At 63.2% G+C, this 16,995-nt stretch carries 16 protein-coding genes and 1 riboswitch; of the genes, 8 read left to right on the top strand and 8 right to left on the bottom strand.

The genetic code is table 11. The features are described from left to right. Positions 1–211: 211 nt before the first annotated feature. On the bottom strand, positions 212–2,629 hold the full coding sequence (locus QMX78_RS13920; RefSeq protein ID WP_282270552.1) for a prolyl oligopeptidase family serine peptidase: 2,418 nt from the start codon (positions 2,627–2,629) through the stop codon (positions 212–214). A gap of 200 nt (positions 2,630–2,829) precedes the next feature. Continuing rightward, a riboswitch (S-adenosyl-L-homocysteine riboswitch) is annotated at positions 2,830–2,948 on the top strand. Positions 2,949–2,980: 32 nt separating this feature from the next. On the opposite strand from QMX78_RS13920, the gene ahcY reads away from it, so the two are divergent. The 4 genes from ahcY (at position 2,981) to QMX78_RS13900 (ending at position 6,234) form a co-directional block, all read left to right on the top strand. Next, positions 2,981–4,426 carry an adenosylhomocysteinase gene (ahcY, locus tag QMX78_RS13915; protein WP_282270549.1) on the top strand — a complete coding sequence of 482 codons (1,446 nt, stop codon included), beginning with the start codon at positions 2,981–2,983 and terminating at the stop codon, positions 4,424–4,426. A gap of 223 nt (positions 4,427–4,649) precedes the next feature. After that, the gene (locus tag QMX78_RS13910) at positions 4,650–5,450 is read left to right on the top strand and encodes an aminoglycoside adenylyltransferase family protein (RefSeq protein ID WP_282270542.1); all 801 of its coding nucleotides are present in this window, start codon (positions 4,650–4,652) and stop codon (positions 5,448–5,450) included. Positions 5,451–5,511: 61 nt separating this feature from the next. Continuing rightward, positions 5,512–5,727 (top strand): DUF4287 domain-containing protein, encoded by a 216-nt coding sequence (locus tag QMX78_RS13905; protein WP_282270540.1) that lies wholly within the window; start codon positions 5,512–5,514, stop codon positions 5,725–5,727. Between the two features lie 51 nt (positions 5,728–5,778). Beyond that, positions 5,779–6,234 carry a GyrI-like domain-containing protein gene (locus QMX78_RS13900; RefSeq protein ID WP_282270538.1) on the top strand — a complete coding sequence of 152 codons (456 nt, stop codon included), beginning with the start codon at positions 5,779–5,781 and terminating at the stop codon, positions 6,232–6,234. A gap of 77 nt (positions 6,235–6,311) precedes the next feature. Here the strand turns inward: QMX78_RS13900 and QMX78_RS13895 are convergent, their stop codons facing one another. Then, positions 6,312–7,076 (bottom strand): SDR family oxidoreductase, encoded by a 765-nt coding sequence (locus QMX78_RS13895; protein ID WP_282270536.1) that lies wholly within the window; start codon positions 7,074–7,076, stop codon positions 6,312–6,314. Between the two features lie 141 nt (positions 7,077–7,217). Between QMX78_RS13895 and QMX78_RS13890 the strand changes: the two genes are divergently transcribed. Further along, positions 7,218–7,580, top strand: coding sequence for a VOC family protein (locus QMX78_RS13890; protein ID WP_282270534.1), 363 nt, complete (start codon positions 7,218–7,220; stop codon positions 7,578–7,580). A gap of 71 nt (positions 7,581–7,651) precedes the next feature. Next, positions 7,652–7,948, top strand: coding sequence for a hypothetical protein (locus tag QMX78_RS13885; protein WP_282270532.1), 297 nt, complete (start codon positions 7,652–7,654; stop codon positions 7,946–7,948). Here the strand turns inward: QMX78_RS13885 and QMX78_RS13880 are convergent. The 5 genes from QMX78_RS13880 to QMX78_RS13860 form a co-directional block, all read right to left on the bottom strand. Next, on the bottom strand, positions 7,945–8,931 hold the full coding sequence (locus QMX78_RS13880; RefSeq protein WP_282270531.1) for a T6SS immunity protein Tli4 family protein: 987 nt from the start codon (positions 8,929–8,931) through the stop codon (positions 7,945–7,947). The two genes, QMX78_RS13885 and QMX78_RS13880, sit on opposite strands and share 4 nt — an antisense overlap. Before the next feature lie 165 nt (positions 8,932–9,096). Further along, a complete protein-coding gene (proP, locus tag QMX78_RS13875) occupies positions 9,097–10,626 on the bottom strand; it encodes a glycine betaine/L-proline transporter ProP (RefSeq protein ID WP_282270530.1) in 1,530 nt (509 codons plus the stop codon). 304 nt (positions 10,627–10,930) lie between these two features. Then, entirely contained in the window at positions 10,931–11,368 is a 438-nt protein-coding gene (locus QMX78_RS13870) for a DUF2809 domain-containing protein (protein WP_282270551.1), read from the bottom strand. Next, the gene (locus QMX78_RS13865) at positions 11,352–11,906 is read right to left on the bottom strand and encodes a DUF3228 family protein (RefSeq protein ID WP_282270528.1); all 555 of its coding nucleotides are present in this window, start codon (positions 11,904–11,906) and stop codon (positions 11,352–11,354) included. Before QMX78_RS13865 ends, QMX78_RS13870 begins: the two co-directional genes overlap by 17 nt. Before the next feature lie 102 nt (positions 11,907–12,008). Further along, entirely contained in the window at positions 12,009–13,622 is a 1,614-nt protein-coding gene (locus QMX78_RS13860) for an APC family permease (RefSeq protein ID WP_282270526.1), read from the bottom strand. A gap of 682 nt (positions 13,623–14,304) precedes the next feature. On the opposite strand from QMX78_RS13860, the gene metF reads away from it, so the two are divergent. Both metF and QMX78_RS13850 read left to right on the top strand, forming a co-directional pair. Then, complete coding sequence (gene metF / locus QMX78_RS13855) at positions 14,305–15,135, top strand: methylenetetrahydrofolate reductase [NAD(P)H] (RefSeq protein WP_282270524.1); 831 nt, start codon at positions 14,305–14,307, stop codon at positions 15,133–15,135. 46 nt (positions 15,136–15,181) lie between these two features. Next, positions 15,182–15,808, top strand: a complete 627-nt coding sequence (locus tag QMX78_RS13850) for a DUF4124 domain-containing protein (protein WP_282270522.1) — start codon at positions 15,182–15,184, stop codon at positions 15,806–15,808. Positions 15,809–15,832: 24 nt separating this feature from the next. Here QMX78_RS13850 and QMX78_RS13845 read toward each other — a convergent pair whose 3' ends face one another. Next, positions 15,833–16,777 carry a Nudix family hydrolase gene (locus QMX78_RS13845; protein WP_282270520.1) on the bottom strand — a complete coding sequence of 315 codons (945 nt, stop codon included), beginning with the start codon at positions 16,775–16,777 and terminating at the stop codon, positions 15,833–15,835. Positions 16,778–16,995 lie beyond the last annotated feature (218 nt).

Here is a 16,995-nt window from a genome sequence, read left to right as displayed (position 1 = left end):
ACTTTGCCGGTAAAGCCCCTGCCGAGCATGGCTCGGCACTACGTTGTCTCGCCCTTGCTCAAAGCCCTTCTCCCGCAAGCGGGAGAAGGGTTGGGATGAGGGGGCTTTGGACTTTGCCGGTGAAGCCCCTGCCGAGCATGGCTCGGCACTACAGGAGGGCCAAAGCCAGCCCTCCCCTTCGCACTACGTGCAAAAGGGAGGGAGCCGCTCGTCAGCGCTTCTTGTCGGCGTCTGCACCCAACCAGCGGTCCAGCCAGTCTTCGCTTTCGGCCAGCATGGTCATGATCGATTCGCGTGCGCGGTAGCCGTGCGATTCGTTCGGCAGCATCACCAGCCGCGAGGTGCCGCCCAAGCCCTTCACAGCGGCGAACATGCGCTCGCTCTGGATCGGGAAGGTACCGGAGTTGTTGTCGTCAACGCCGTGGATGAACAGGATCGGGTCCTTGATCTTGTCGGCGTAATTGAACGGCGACATCTTCTGGTACACGTCCTGCGCCTGCCAGTAGTTGCGCTCTTCGGCCTGGAAACCGAACGGCGTCAACGTGCGGTTGTACGCACCCGAGCGCGCAATGCCAGCCTTGAACAGACGCGTATGCGCCAGCAGGTTGGCAGTCATGAAGGCGCCGTAGGAATGGCCACCCACCGCAATGCGCTCACGGTCACCAACACCACGCTTCACCACTTCATCGACCGCTGCCTGTGCGCTGGCAACCAGCTGCTGCACATAGGTGTCATTCGGCTCGGTGTCACCCTCGCCTACGATCGGCATGGTCGGGTTGTTCAGCACCACATAGCCCTTGGCCAGGAAGGCCTGCGGGCCCCAGTAGCTGATGGCATTGAACCGGTACTTGGAACCGCTGACCTGGCTGGCATCGGCCGCGGATTTGAACTCTGCCGGGTAAGCCCACATCAGCACCGGGCGCGGGCCATCCTTCTTGGCGTCATAGCCCGGCGGCAGCAGCAGGTCGGCGGTGAGTTCGACACCATCAGCACGCTTGTAGCGGATCTGCTCCTTCTTCACTCCACGCAGCTGCGGCAACGGATGGGCGAAGTGGGTCAGCTCGACCGGCTGCGCGTCCTGTGCCAAGCCGCGGGCAACCAGATTGGCCGGTACGTCGTTGGACTCGCGGTAGGTGAGGATGCGGCCACCCTCGCCTTCGCTGATGCTCAATGGCATTTCGTAGTACGGCGCCTGCGACTGGAACACGCGCTCACTCTTGCCGCTGGAAAGCTCCACGCGGTCCAGGAACGGACGATCACCTTCGGCCGACGCGCCCTCGCCGATACGGTAGAAGCTGTTGCCATCGGCACTCAACTGCAACCGTGAACGGCCAGCTGCGTCGGTGCTCAACACCGGCTCACCCGGGTCGCCATAGCGGTCATCTTCCGAACGCTGTACCAACAATGTTGCTGCCTGATCCAGATGGTCCGGGGCGATCTTCCATTGCTTCACCTGACGGCTCTTCCACCAGTACTCATCCAGCAGCGCCAAGTCGCCATTGGCCCAGGTAACCCCTGCGTAGCGCGAGCCCAGCTGCGCCAGCGTCACCGGCGGCTTGTCGAACGGCGCGGCCTGCAGCAGCACCGCATCGCGCACCTTGGCCTCACGCGAGGGGTCACCGCCATCCTGTGCCTCAGCCCACACCAGCGAAGCCGGCGCATCCGCGCGCCAGCTGATCGAACGCACGCCGGTGGGCACCGCATCGTTGCCGGTCGGCAGGCCATCCACCAGCGGCAGACGCGCCACGGTGTGCACCAGCTTGCCCTGGGCATCCAGTACTTCGATGTTGCGCGGGAAGCGGCTGACCGGCACCGCATAGGAGAACGGCCGCTGCACGCGCTGGCTCAACAGGTACTTGCCATCGGGCGAGGCTGACAGTCCCAGATAGATGCCGGCCGTACCAACCGGAGTACTGTCGCCGTTGATCGACACCCGCACCGGCTGTGCCTGCATGTAGTACTCGAACAGGCGCGCATCGTCTTCGTTCTTCAACATGTCCTGGTAGGTCCGCACCGAGCGCACGCCCTGGCCGACCTCGGTCTGCTGCACGGCCGGGCCGGTCGGTACGCCATCGGCCTGCGGCGGTGCCCCCTGGCCAGCCGGACGCTGCATGACCAGCAGCGCGTCGCTGCCCGGCAACCATGCGTAGCCGGTACCGACAATGCTGTTCAGGCGCTCGGCAACACGGCGCGCACTGCCAGCCTGCACGTCCACCAACCACAGTTCATTGGCCCCGGTCGCCGGGTCCAGCTGGTTGAAGGCCAGGTACTTCTGGTCCGGCGACCATGTCAGTGCGGCCACCGAGAGCGGCTGCGGCAGGCCGGTGATCTGGCGCTCCTTGCCATCGATGTTGGACGCCAACCACAGCTTGCTGCCGAACGAGAAACGGCTATCGGACACGGTTTTGGGGTGGATGCGCAGGCCGGCCAGCTTCAGCTCCGGGGCCGCGACCTGGGCGATCGATGGCAGCGCCGGGATCTGCAGCAGCGCAGTCAGGTCCCGTTTGGGCGACAGGTACAGGCTGGGCGCGCGCGGAGCATCCACCACCGCCTGCAGCGCGGCCGACGGCAGCCGGTAGCCTTCACCCTGCTGGGCGCCCTTCTGCGCCGCAGGCGGGGTCAGCGCCATGACCGGTGGTACTGCCAGCAGCAGGCCGGCGCACAACACCAGTGCGGCTGAAGCGCGGCGACGGCGGTGGGGAGACAGGTTCATGGCGCATTCCTATTGGACGGAAACAATCTCCCAACTTAACAATCCCTTGCGCTCATGGCCCCTGCCTTTGGTTGGGCCCGCGGCGCGGGCACCTCGCCGCGATATACTGGGCAGCCCGTTCCGAGGGGCGCTGCGACCGTTGGGTGGACCTGTCCACCACCGCCCATGCTCTTGCATGGATTTCACCAACGGCCAGGCTCGGACGGCTTTCACGCAACAACGGCGCCCGGCGAACGCGAGCCTGCTCGCACCACACCGGAGCTCTGAATGAACGCTGTTGCCACTACCTTCTCGCAGGAAGGTGATTACAAGATCCGCGATATCTCGCTGTCCGATTGGGGCCGCAAGGAACTGGACATCGCCGAGCACGAAATGCCGGGCCTGATGTCGATCCGCCGCAAGTACCAGGCCGAGCTGCCGCTGAAGGGCGTGCGCGTGACCGGCTCGCTGCACATGACCATCCAGACCGCGGTGCTGATCGAGACCCTGAAGGACATCGGCGCCAACGTGCGTTGGGCTTCGTGCAACATCTTCTCGACCCAGGACCACGCTGCTGCCGCGATTGCGGCCACCGGCACCCCGGTGTTCGCCTGGAAGGGCGAGTCGCTGGAAGAATATTGGGACTGCACCCTGGACGCGCTGACCTTCACCCTGGCCGATGGCACCCTGACCGGTCCGGAGCTGGTGGTCGATGACGGCGGCGACGTCACCCTGCTGATCCACAAGGGCTACGAGCTTGAGAACGGCAGCAACTGGGTCAACGAACCGGCTTCCTCGCACGAAGAACAGGTCATCAAGAACCTGCTCAAGCGCGTTGCAACCGAGCGCCCGGGTTACTGGGGCCGCGTGGTCAAGGATTGGAAGGGCGTCTCCGAAGAGACCACCACCGGCGTGCACCGCCTGTACCAGCTGGCCCAGGCCGGCACCCTACTGATCCCGGCGATCAACGTCAACGACTCGGTCACCAAGAGCAAGTTCGACAACCTGTACGGCTGCCGCGAGTCGCTGGCCGATGGCCTGAAGCGCGCGATGGACGTGATGCTGGCCGGCAAGGTTGCCGTGGTCTGCGGCTACGGCGACGTCGGCAAGGGCTGCGCGGCCTCGCTGCGTGCCTACGGCGCGCGCGTCGTGGTCACCGAGATCGACCCGATCTGCGCCCTGCAGGCCGCGATGGAAGGCTTCGAGGTCAACACCATCGAATCCACCCTGGGCCGTGCCGACCTGTACGTCACCACCACCGGCAACAAGGACATCATCCGCATCGAGCACCTGAGCGCGATGAAGGACCAGGCCATCGTCTGCAACATTGGTCACTTCGACAATGAAATCCAGGTCGATGCGCTGGTGGCTTACAAGGGCGTGCAGCACGTCAACATCAAGCCGCAGGTGGACAAGTACATCTTCCCGAACGGCAACGCGATCTTCCTGCTTGCCGAAGGTCGTCTGGTCAACCTGGGCTGCGCCACCGGCCACCCGAGCTTCGTGATGTCCAACTCGTTCGCCAACCAGACGCTCGCACAGATCGACCTGTGGGCGAACAAGGACAGCTACGAGAACAAGGTGTACCTGCTGCCGAAGAAGCTGGACGAAGAAGTTGCCCGCCTGCACCTTGAGAAGATCGGCGTGAAGCTGACCACCCTGAGCCAGGAACAGGCCGACTACATCGGCGTGCCGGTCGACGGCCCGTTCAAGCCGGACCACTACCGCTACTGATTTGATTTGCCTTGCTTGAGCCCCTCTCCCGTTCACGGGAGAGGGGTTGGGGTGAGGGCAGCTTCAGCCGGTAAAGCCCCTGCCGAGCATGGCTCGGCACTACAAGTCTTCCCGCGCACGCTGGAAGGGATGGAGTGAGGGCAAGCTTTGCAAGGAACGGGCGCCGCAAGGCGCCCGTTCTGTTTGCGGCACAATCGGCCCGACACGATTGCCTGCCGCCGCCATGACTGCACCTGTCCTCGATGCCATCACCACACAGCTCACCCTCGCCTGCGAGGTGATCCGGCAGCAGCTGGCAGCCAACCTCATCGCCATTTACCTCTACGGCTCCGCGCTCGACGGTGGCTTGAAGCCACTCAGCGACATCGACCTGCTGGTGATCGTGGCCCAGCATCCCGACACCGCCACCTTGCGATATCTGCAACGCGACCTGCTGGCGACCTCGGCGCCGCCTGGCCAGCATCCAACACTGCGTGCGCTGGAAGCGACGGTGATCGCACAAGCCGAAGTGACGCCTTGGCGCCATCCAGCGCGGCGCGAGCTGCAGTTCGGCGAATGGCTGCGACAGGACATCCTTGCCGGCATCCTGGAACCGCCCATGCAGGATCCCGATCTCGCCATCCTCCTGACCAAGGCCCGTCAGCACAGCATCGCCCTGCATGGCCCCGCCCTCACCGAACTGCTGCCGCAAGTGCCAGGACAGGACTTCAAGCAGGCATTGGCTGACACCCTGGTGCTATGGAACACCGCAGACGACTGGCATGGCGAGGAAGCCAACATCGTGCTCACATTGGCGCGCCTCTGGTACAGCGCCCAGACCGGAAACATCGCGCCGAAGGATGTCGCCGCAGAGTGGCTGCTACAGCATCTGCCAGAGCAGCATCACGCCGTTGTCAGGCAGGCATGGCAAACGTATATCGCGCCGACCGGCAGTACTCCCCGCTGGCCTGCCGCACCACTGGCCGCATTCATTCATGCAGCCAAGGCACGCATCACGGAGATCCTGCAGGCAGGCAACCGCTGAGTCGCCAACAAGCGACCTTTGCCGCATCATTACCCAGCCTCCCTCCTTCCCGGAAACGCAGATGGACAGCAGCGAAAAAGTCCAAGGCCCGGCGTCATATTTCCCGTCCATCGAGAGGACTTATGGCAAGCCGGTAACGCACTGGCTGCAGCTGCTGGAGACAGTCAAGGACAGCAAGCACATGGAACAGGTGGCCTTCCTCAAGGAGGCGCACGGCATCGGCCACGGCCATGCCAACGCGCTGGTCGCTTACCAACGGGCACAGAGCGGAAGCTGACAGCCCCCAGCAGGCGATACGCGCATGCTTCTCCCTGACAGGAATCACGACATGCAGCCTACCCTCATCGAGCGCCCAGCCTTCACCGTCATCGGCATGGAAGCGATCTTCCGCGATGGAGAGGATGGCTATGCCGAACTCTGGCAACACTTCTTGCCACGCGAAAATGAAGTCACCGGAAAGGTCGACCACGTCGTCAGCTACGGCGTCTGCGAACCGCAGCCTGATGGCACAGTTCGCTACATCACCGGCTTCGAAGTACAGGACGACGCTGCGATCCCGGAAGGCATGGTTCGCTTCCAGGTTCCTGCACAACGCTATGCCGTGTTCACCCACACCGGCACCGCCCCGCAGATCAGCGCCAGCTTCCATGCCATCCACGACCACCTGCTCGCCAAACACGGCCTACAGGCAAAGGACGGCGTTGACCTGGAACGCTACGACACGCGTTTTGACGATCCGTTTGATCCAGCCTCGCAGATGGAGCTGCACATCCCGGTCCATTGAGCGGCAGCATGCATTTGCTGCCGGCAACCAAACCAAACGGGCGCCCTGCGGCGTCCGCTTCGCATGCGTGCGGAACGTCAGCCGCGATGAACCGAAATACCCCCATCCACCAGCATCGCCGCGCCGGTCATGAACGAAGACTGGTCCGAGGCAAGGAACATCGCCGCCGCCGCCAATTCGCGCGGATCAGCAATACGCTTCAATGCATGCAACTGTGCCACCTGCGCCATCGCTTCGGGCGAACCATTCATTTCATGCGCCATCGGGGTATCGGTGCCGCCAGGCAACAAGGCATTGACCCGTAGACCCACCGGCCCGAACTCCGAGGCCAATGCCTGGGTCAGGCCGATGATGCCGGACTTGCTGGCCGCATAGGCCGCAGCCCCGGCGAAGCCCACCGTATGGCCGACGAAGGTTGAGGTGAATACCAGGCTACCAGCGCCGCCGCGCAGCATCGCCGGCACCTGGTGCTTGGCAGCCAGGAACATCGCGGTGAGATTGGTGTCCAGCGTGCGCTGCCAATCGGCCAGCGCCAGCTCCGCTGTCGGTCCCAACGGCCCCATCGTGCCGGCGTTGTTGAAGGCCACGTCCAGCTGACCGTACTGGTCCAACGCCAACGCGACCAAGGCCTTTGCATAGCCTTCTTCGCAGACATCGCCTGCAAGGCACACCGCACTGCCACCGTTGCTTCCAATCTCCTCCACCAGCCGATCCAACTCGGCGGCACGGCGCGCACCCAGCACAAGCGCCGCGCCTTCGGCGGCGAACAGCAATGCCGCAGCACGGCCAATGCCGGAACTGGCGCCGGTGATGATCACGACCTTACCCTGCAGCTGCTTCATGTAAGCTCCACTCAACCAAGGAACTGCATGCTGCACCCACGATGGCAGCGCCGCCCGCCAGAATCGGACGCCAAAGCCTTCGAGCCAGATCCGCAAACGGCACCAATGCACGATGACAGCCTTCACGCCGCAGGAAATGAGATGAGCGACTTCACCGATGTGCGCTTCACCCTCGCCGTGCAGGACCTGGCCAGGTCCACCGACTACTACGCTTCAGTGCTCGGCCTGCAGATGGACTTCGCCGCACCCGGCTGGAGCTTCATGTCGCGCGGCAGCTTCCGGGTGATGCTGGGCGAATGCAGCGATGCCGTTCCAGCGCAGGCGCTGGGGGACCACTCATGGTACGGCTATGTGACAGTCTCCGATGCCGCGGCACTGTTCGGGGAGTACCGGGCAGCCGGGGCCGACTTCACCCAGGCACTTGCCGACAAGCCCTGGGGCATGCGTGAATTCGGCGTCCGCACCATCGACGGCCACCGCCTGATGTTTGGCCAGGAGCTGTAACGCGACACGCTGGTACGGGCCCGAGGAAGTTCCGTGTGACAACGCGCAGCATCTGATCAGGAATCACCCGCATGCAGTGGATTGATGATCTTGAAGTAGAGGCCTGGAATACCGTGATCGAAGAACTGGTCTGGCACCTGCGCAACGGCCGCACGCCCACCACCATCACCCGCCAGTTCGAGCCCGAACGTGGCATCGCATTCCGCTTCAGCAGCGCGCCGCCCTGCTTCCTGGCCATCTCAGATACCGCACTGGAGCATCATTGGAAGGATGCCGTCGCCATCATCGGCCGCTTCCCACAGCTCAATGCCACCCGCCTGCATTGCAGTTCCGCTGATCCGGCCACGCCACGTCGCAGCCCCGCCTAGTTCGCCTCCTGGCGCAGACGCAGGCTGCCCAGCAGCTGCTCCCATGCCTGCAAGGCCTCTTCATCGGTGGCGAACGCCTGCGCCGCTTCCGTGCTCAACTGCAGCGCAAGGAAAGGGCGTTGCAAAGACTCCGGCTCGCCTTGAAATTCCCACAGGAAACGGTACCCGCCGCCATCGCGATCGCCGCTGCGGACCAGCAGTTCTTCGCCCTCCAGACCGTTCACGTTGCGCCTGCCGACACGCAGTGGCCGCGTGTCTGATGGCAGCGCAGCTGCACGTTGCAACAGCCCAACATCCGCCCTGCCCACCACGCGTGACATCACGCTTAACCGCGCCTCCGCGTGGCCGGGAACCTGCAGCGCGACAGTCAGCTCCTCGGTGTTGATGCGTGCACCGTCGATGAACCCCGAATCGACGCAGAATCCAGGCCCGGCTGGCAATGCAGCCGGATCCCGGTAGCGGATGCGTGGCCGCAGCGCACGAAGGTTCTCGATCGCAGCAGGACGCCTTGTAGCATCCGTCTGCGCACTGATCAGGAACATCACATGATGGAGGGGATCAAAAACATAGAGCTCCTGCAACTGCCCCGCACGACTGCTGTCGCTGAGCCAGGATGTCTGCACCACCGCATCCGCGTCCAGATAAGTACTACCTACCCACATGGCATCACCCGCGCGGTGCCGTCCGCCCCGCAGCGCTGCCTCGCGTGTAGCCAACGCCTGCTGGAAATCGGCGCGGGATGCCAACCGCCTTGTGGTGATGCGTTTACCCGCATGGATGTAAGCGGATTGCATTGCAGGCACCAACGGCGCGTCGATCAGGAACCGGCCTATACAGTTGGTCTGCACCGGAGCTGTTGCCTGTCCAACCTGCGCAGCGGCATCCGCCGTCTGCGTCGATATCAGCAGCGCGGCGAGCGCAAGACTACAAATGCGGCGCCGGAGGCGCTGTTCTGTCATCGAAGTCACGGCATTGTGCTCCATGCACCGTCCTGTTCGGAATCCGGCAACCCGCAGCCTCTTCACCCTGGCTGCAGAGATGAAACATGCAGGGCATGGAATGCCATGCCCTGCAGATCTTACTCCTCGAGCTTACCGGCGTGCGCCCAGGCGGGAATCAGCCGTCCCGGCACACGCCGTTGCTTTGATTCAGGCCAGGTCTGGATGCCGGTCGACCAGTCCCTGCTTGCGGCGCTCCAACTCTGACAGCTTCGTCTGCAGGTCATTGATCTCACCATCAAGCTCTTCAACGCTGGCTTCGATGTGATCGTAGGCCTCCTGCAGCAGTTCCCGCGCCTCGCGGCGGCTGCCTGCATTCGGCGTATCGCCACGCATCGGCTTGTTGGCGGTCTCGTGCATGAAGTACGCGGTTACCAGGCCAATCAGCGCCACCACCATCAGGTAGTACGCCGGCATCATCAAGTCGCCAGTGGATTCGACCAACCATGCAGCAAGCGTCGGTGTTACGCCGGCGATGATCACCGAAATATTGAATGCGCTGGCCAGTGCGCTGTAACGCACGCGCGTCGGGAACATCGCCGGCAGGGTCGCTGCCATCACACCGATCAGGCAGTTCAACAGCACTGCCAGCAACAACAGGCCGACGAAGATCCAACCGGTGTTTCCGCTGGTGATCAGGTGGAACGCCGGAATCGCCGCAATCAGCAAACCAATACTACCTGCGGCGATGAACGGCCGGCGGCCGATGCGGTCACTGGCCATGCCGACAAACGGCTGCACGAACAGCATGCCCACCATCACCACGATGATGATCAGCACACCATGGTCCTCGGAGTAATGCAGGTTGTGCGACAGGTAGGTGGGCATGTACGTCAGCAACATGTAGTAGGTGACATTGGTGACCAGCACGATACCCACACAGACCAGCAACGAACGCCAATACTTGGTCACGATTTCCTTGAAGGAGATACGCGGCGCGCTGCCGACGGCGTCCTGGTCTTCCTTCTCCATGCGCTCGAGCTGCTCGGTGAACGCCGGCGTTTCCTCCGCTGCGTGACGCAGGTACAGGCCAATCAGGCCCAACGGTGCAGCAAGGAAGAACGGAATGCGCCAGCCCCATTCAAGGAACTGCGCTTCGCCAAGGATGCTGCTCAGCAATACCACCACACCGGCACCGGAGACGAAGCCGATGATCGAGCCGAAATCCAGCCAACTGCTGAGGAAGCCGCGTCGCCGGTCCGGTGCGAACTCGGCAACGAATACCGCGGCACCGGTGTACTCGCCACCGACGGAGAAGCCCTGCGCCAGTTTGCACAGCAGCAACAGGATCGGCGCGAGTATGCCGATGCTTTCATATGATGGAATCAAGCCGATGCAGAAGGTACTGACCGCCATCAGGATGATGGTTGCCGACAGCACTTTCTGCCGGCCGAATTTGTCCCCCATGACCCCAAAAAACACGCCGCCCAGCGGACGCACCAGGAACGGCACCGAGAACGTTGCGAGCGCAGCGATGGTCTGCACGCTGGGCGACGCTCCCGGGAAAAACACCTTGCCCAAGGCATAGGCGACAAAGCCGTACACACCAAAGTCAAACCACTCCATCGCATTACCCAACGCGGCGGCGGTGACTGCTTTTTTTACTTTTGCCTTATCGATGACGGTGATGTCTTCGATTTGCAGCGGCTCATTGCGGATAGTGGATTCACCTGTAGACATGACAGGACCAGTCCTCCCGTTACTGAGTTGATTGCGTGCTTGGCCTTGGCTTGCATGAGTTCGCGCAGGCCGTAATGCGCACGAAGGAATGCCCCGCGGCAAGGCCACGGGAACGGTCGGGGACAGAAAAAACCGGGATCATCCCGGTAAAGGCGTAGTGCCGGCTGTCCAAGCATCAACAGGCAGGGCGCCTGTGCGTAATCGCTGAATGATGCTGAGCCGGCGTATTCTACGCGAACAGCTGTTAAGGCTTGTTAAAGACACGTCTGCAGTGATGTCATGCAGACGCGCAGCACGCTGCGCTTCAACGATGAATACGGCGATACACGCCTGATAGCAGCACGATGAGGCCTGTTATAGCGCAGCCTGCCGCGTAACAGATGATGTCGCCCCACGAAAATGTGTTGCCGACGATCGTGTACATCACATCGCCGCGCACATAGCCAAGCCGCTCTGCGACGTGGAAATACTGGGCGAATTCGATGCCACAGGCGAACACGAACACCATCAGCAGAACCAGATAATCATTGATGCGCAGTACGCTGCGGATCATTGCATAGAGCAACACCACCACCAGCACATCGCCGAGATACGCACGCACCCAGGACACATGCGGCAGGCGCGTGGCGATGAACACCTCCATCGCAAACACCAGCATCACCAACAGCAGATACCAGCCACTGATTGCAAAAAAACCGGCTCGCTTGGCAGTGATCGGCAGCGAATCAGCGCCAGTTTGCATTTGCACCCCAGAATTCCACGGCACGGGCATAGGCGGCACGATCAATCGGCACACCGGAGCCACCTTCCTCAACACCCAGCGCGTTGCGCATCATGGTGATGGGCGCCATCGGGATTTCTTCAGCCGTGGCGGTATACAGGCAACCGACGACGCCCCAGTCGGCCTCGATCGGCGAACCTTCCTTCTCCAGCTGTTCGCGGCTGTAAAGGATGACTACCAGGTAATTGGCTACCGGCGGCTCCACACCCTCAAACCAGCGCACCAATACCGGCAACTCCTCGCGACTACGCGCCTCATAGCCGGAACGCAGCAGGTGCCGGTTCTGTTCGCTGACCGGCACGGTCAGGCAGCGGGTGCTGGTCCAGTTCCTGTAGACGTGCAGCTTGCAGAACGGCGCATAGCCATCGAGTACCTTGTCGGCAGCATGCGTGTTCAAGTGCTGCTCGAACTCTTCGGCACTGCAGTCCTGGATGGTATTGGCGCGCGGCGTGCGCGGAAACAAACGGGTACGTGCAAACGGCGTCAGGTAGATGGACATCATCGCTTCCAGCAAAGAAGGGCGACATTGTCGACGATCAATGCGAAGACCGGAACCATCGCACGAACGCCCACTGCAAGCAGTGGGCGTCCCGGATCCATCTCAGGCCTGCGCCTGCGCCTCGTGCTCGGCGACATCCATCGAAGGCGTGCGCCAACCGGAGTTGACGCCCCATAGATAGAACACGATGCCAATCACCGCCACCAGCAGCAGGTCCCAGCCATAGCCAAGGTAGCCTGCGCCGCCGAATGCCGTGCTACCTGCCCATGACACCAGCGCCAGCAGCGGTAGATAGCAGATCAGCCACATTGCGCCTTTCAGCTGGCGGCCGAAATCATGCCAACCTATCTTGCGCTGGTAATAGATGTACACAGGCAGGGCGACAACCATCAGCAGGATGATTTCACCGGTCAGCGGCCAGCGTGCCCAGTACAGCAGCTCGGTCGCCATCACGAAGGCCACGCCCGCCAATACCGGCAATGCGACCACCCGCAACGGACGATGCAGGTTGGGCGCGGTGCGGCGCAGTGACATCACGCTGATCGGCCCTGTCATGTACGAAATGACGGTGGCAACCGAGATCACCGCCGCCAGCGTGCCCCAGCCACGGAAGAAGAACAGGAACAGGAAGGACACCGCCAGGTTCAACCACATCGCCGGCCGCGGCACGCCCCAGCGCGGATGGATGTTGCCCAGCACCTTGGGTGCGGTGCCGTTCTGCTGCATGCCGTAGATCATGCGCGCAGTTGTTGCGGTATAGGTCATGCCGGTACCGCTGGGGCTGACGAAGGCATCCACGTACAACAGCATCGCCAGCCAGTGCAGGTTGAGGATCAGGGCCAACTGGGCGAAGGGCGAACGGAAGTCGATGCCATGCCAGCCATGCTCTGCCAGCATCTGGCCAGGCACCGCGCCGATGTAGGCTACCTGCAGCAGTACATAGATCACCGCCGCCAGCAGGATCGAGCCGACCACCGCGAATGGAATGCTGCGACCGGGGTTGCGCGCCTCACCGGCCAGATTCACCGGGCTCTGGAAACCGTTGAAGCTGAAAACGATGCCAGCGGTGGCAATCGCAGTGAGGATTGCGGAGAAATCCAGGATCGGTGTGCCCGGCCCCTTCAATCCAACGGAAAAATTCTCGCTGTGGAAGCCGCTGGCGATCAAGGCCACGCCGGTCAGCGTCGGCACGACCAGCTTGAACAGGGTGATGGCGCTGTTGGAGTGCGCGAACAGCTTCACGCTCCAGAAATTGATCAGGAAATAGACGACCACCAGCACCGCTGCGATCAACAGGCCGGCATGGCTGAGCTCGCCCATTCCACCGGGCTGCTGCACGTACATGTCCTGCGCCCATTGCCAAGGCCACGACGCCATGTACTGCACCGAGGCTTCGGCCTCGACCGGGATCACCGAGACGATGGCGATCCAGTTGGCCCAGGCGGCAATGAAGCCAACCAGCGAACCATGCGAGTAATGGCTGTAGCGCACCATGCCGCCGGATTCGGGGAACATCGCGCCCAGCTCCGCGTATGTCAGGGCAATGGTAAGGATGATGGCTGCACCCAGGACCCACGCCCAGATCGCGCCGGGGCCGGCCAGGCCGGCAGCGCGCCAGGCGCCGAACAGCCAACCCGAGCCGATGATCGAGCCCAGGCCGGTAAGCATCAGGGCAATGGGGCCGACGTCGCGGCGGATGGCGCTGGATGCGGTCATGCTGGCTTTCCAGTTGAGGCGGCGCCGGAGTGGCGCTGGCGGCTGATCATCGCAAACCAGGCGTTAAGCCGAGCGTGGTTTCCGGTGCTGAGGTGTTGCTGCCAGAACCGGCACAGCCAGTGGATTGCTGTAGTTCGATGACACGCCCAAGGCGGCAAAGCCCGCCCTGTCGCGATCCACCCTCCCTTGCACCGCAGGTGCAGGGAAGGGTTCGGGAAGCCTGCCTTTTGCGGTGAACTCAACGCTCAAACGCACTTGGTGTGCTGCTTCCTGTTCGGCTTCAACGCGCAGTGAGGAAATCCAAAAGCTGAAGCGCAGAAGCACCCCTCCCCAGCCCTCTCATTGGCTGCGAGCAGTTCCACGGCCTCCCTACGACGCAGCGACCTGCTCCCTCCCTTGCACCGAAGGCGCAGGGGAGGGTTGGGGAGGGGTGCTCTGCGCAGGGAGTCTCAACCTTCAAGCAATCCTGGTTTGCTGCTTCTGATTCTGCGTTCGAGCGAAGTGGCCGAGATAAACCCATGTAAGCAACAACCAACGGCCAAAGCCCCCCGCCCTCCCCTTGCCTGCGGCAAAAGGAGGGGGCACCAACAGCCCGTCGCCCAAGTCTCGGCTGAAACAATTGCACATCCATCTTGATGGAGAGATATAATCACCGACATCCCGTCAGACCCGGCCGCTTCCGATGACCGCGCTCAGCTTCGAGTTCTACCCGCCCAAGACCGACGACCAGCGCGCCCAGTTGGACCGCACCGCCGCCAAGCTCAAGGGCCACGCGCCGGAATACGTGTCGTGTACCTTCGGTGCCGGCGGCTCGACCTTGAGCTACACCTCCGAGACCGTGCGTCACCTCAACCAGCACCACGGCCTGCAGGCGGCACCGCACCTGTCCTGCGTCGGCGGCACCCGCGAGGAGATCCGCGAGCTGCTCAAGCTCTACCGCGCCATCGGGGTGAAGCGCATCGTCGCCCTACGCGGCGACCTGCCCTCGGGCATGGGCTTCCCCGGCGACCTGCGCTACGCCTCCGAGCTGATCGCCTTCATCCGTGCCGAGCACGGCGATGCCTTCCGCATCGAAGTCGGCGCCTATCCGGAAACCCACCCGCAAGCCAGCGACGCACTGACGGATCTGCGCCATTTCAAAACCAAGATCGATGCTGGCGCTGATGCAGCCATCACCCAGTATTTCTACAACCCCGACGCCTATTTCCACTTCGTCGATGCAGCGCACAAGCTGGGCGTGGACGTGCCGATCATTCCAGGCATCATGCCGATCTCCAACTTCAGCCAGCTGCGTCGTTTCTCCGAACAATGCGGCGCGGAGATTCCGCGCTGGATCAGCAAGCGCATGCAGGCCTATGGCGACGATGCCGAATCGGTACGCAGCTTCGGCGCCGACGTGGTTGCCGGGCTGTGTGAGCGCCTGATTGCCGGCGGCGCACCGTCACTGCATTTCTACACGCTCAACCTGGCCAAGCCGACCAATGCCGTGCTGGAACGCATCGGCCACAACTGAACCGCCATCACTTCCTGCGTGCACAGCCACCCGCTACCCTTGGCCGATGCGCCTGTTGTTGCTCCTGCTGCTCACCTGCTCCGCCCTGCCGGCATTCAACGCGCGCGCGCAGCAGATCAACCGCTGCACCAATGCGCAGGGACAAACCGTCTATGGCGACAAGCCCTGCGAGGTGATGGGCGCGCGTGCGCGCCTGCTACCGAATCCTCGCGCGGTTGGCAGCAGTGGCTTGTACCGCGACAGCTGCGCACGTCGTCTCAGCGAAGTGGTAGCGCAGATCCAATCGGCTGCCGATGCGCGCGATCCCAATCGTCTGTCGGGTATCTATCTGTGGACCGGGCTTTCCAATGCCGCCGCGACCCGGGTCATGGACAGGCTGGATGAGATCGTGCAACGGCCACTGATCGACATCGCGCCGGTGTTTCCAGAGGCGCCGGCCTATGTCCCCGCGCCGCCCGAGCCATTCACCTATACCGACGGTACCCCGGTCGATCCTGCCCAGGCGGCCGGCAGCAGTGGCTATCCGGATGTGCAGGCGATCAGCAATGCCAGCAGCGGCCCACGTCGCCCAATCGCCTTGCGCCTTGAGCAGACCCTGCCGCGCAGCGCGACGCCAACGCGGACCATCCTGCACCTGCGTCGCCAATACAACTGCTTCTGGATCACCCTGTAAGCGCCAGCCGACGCCGCCAGCGACTCAGGCCTGCGGCCACAACGCGCGAATCGCGGCGACACCCAAGGCACCATGGCGACGCGCGGTTTCGACATCACCAGCACCCATGCCGCCAATGGCATAGATCGGCAGCGAGACCCGCTCACGCAGTTCAACAAAGGCATCCCATCCCAGGCCGGCGGCCTCGGGATGGCTGGCCGTTGCCTGCACCGGCCCTAGCACCGCGAAGTCGCAGCCCAGCTGCTGTGCCGCCTGCAACTGCACAAGATCGTGGCAGGACGCGGCCACCAGCATTGATTCGGGCAGTGGCCGTGCCTGCAGCTGCGCTAGCTGCTCGCTGCCCAGATGCACGCCAACGCCCAGCTCACTGGCCAGCTCGATATCGCGGTTGATCAACACTTCCACCTGCCTGCCAAAGCGCTCCACCACGGTTCGGGCCAAGGCTTGGCGCTGCGCTGCCATCGGCGTGCGCAGCTGGATGCGGCGGATGCCACCAGAGATGGCGGCCTCGATCGACGCCAACCAGACCTCCTCGCCCTCAGTCGGCTCCGGCGTGACCAGGTAGTGGCTGGGCTGGCGCAACGCCGCCACCACCGGCAGGTCGGCTGGCGGCATGGAGTAGCGCGACAGCTTGTCCGGGGTTACCCAGGTGATGGCCTGGCCTTCGCGGCCACGTGCCGTGCCTTTCCATTGGCACACGCGGCGTACTTCCAGACGCAGGCGCTTGTCGGGATAGATCTGCGGCACCTCCATCACCCACTCGCCGATCTCGGCCTCGATGCCCAGTTCCTCGCGCAGCTCCCGTACCAGCGCCTGCTCCGAGGTCTCGCCGGGCTCGCGCTTGCCACCGGGAAACTCCCAAAGCCCGGCCATGTCGCTGTCGCCGGTGCGCCGGTTGAGCAGGATGCGACCGCGCGCGTCAGTGATGACGGCGGCCACGACGTGGATCGAGCGTGAAGGAGATGTCATGGCCTGAGCATGCCGAAAACAGGGCTGTTGGTGCAATCGTTCGTTGAGCCCCTGTGGTGCCGAGCCATGCTCGGCAGGGAAGCTTGCCGGCGATGCATCGGACTGGTCATCGGCTTCGCGGCTTACGCCGCTCCCACAAAAACCTGCCAGCCTGTAGTGCCGAACCATGCTCGGCAGGGGCATTACCGGTGAAGCCCATGCCGAGCATGGCTCGGCAC

Origin of the sequence: Stenotrophomonas sp. PS02298 (genome assembly GCF_029959445.1) — a bacterium.
Lineage (GTDB): Bacteria > Pseudomonadota > Gammaproteobacteria > Xanthomonadales > Xanthomonadaceae > Stenotrophomonas.
Note: the sequence above shows the minus strand (reverse complement) of the source record. Positions and strands in the feature narration are given on the sequence as shown.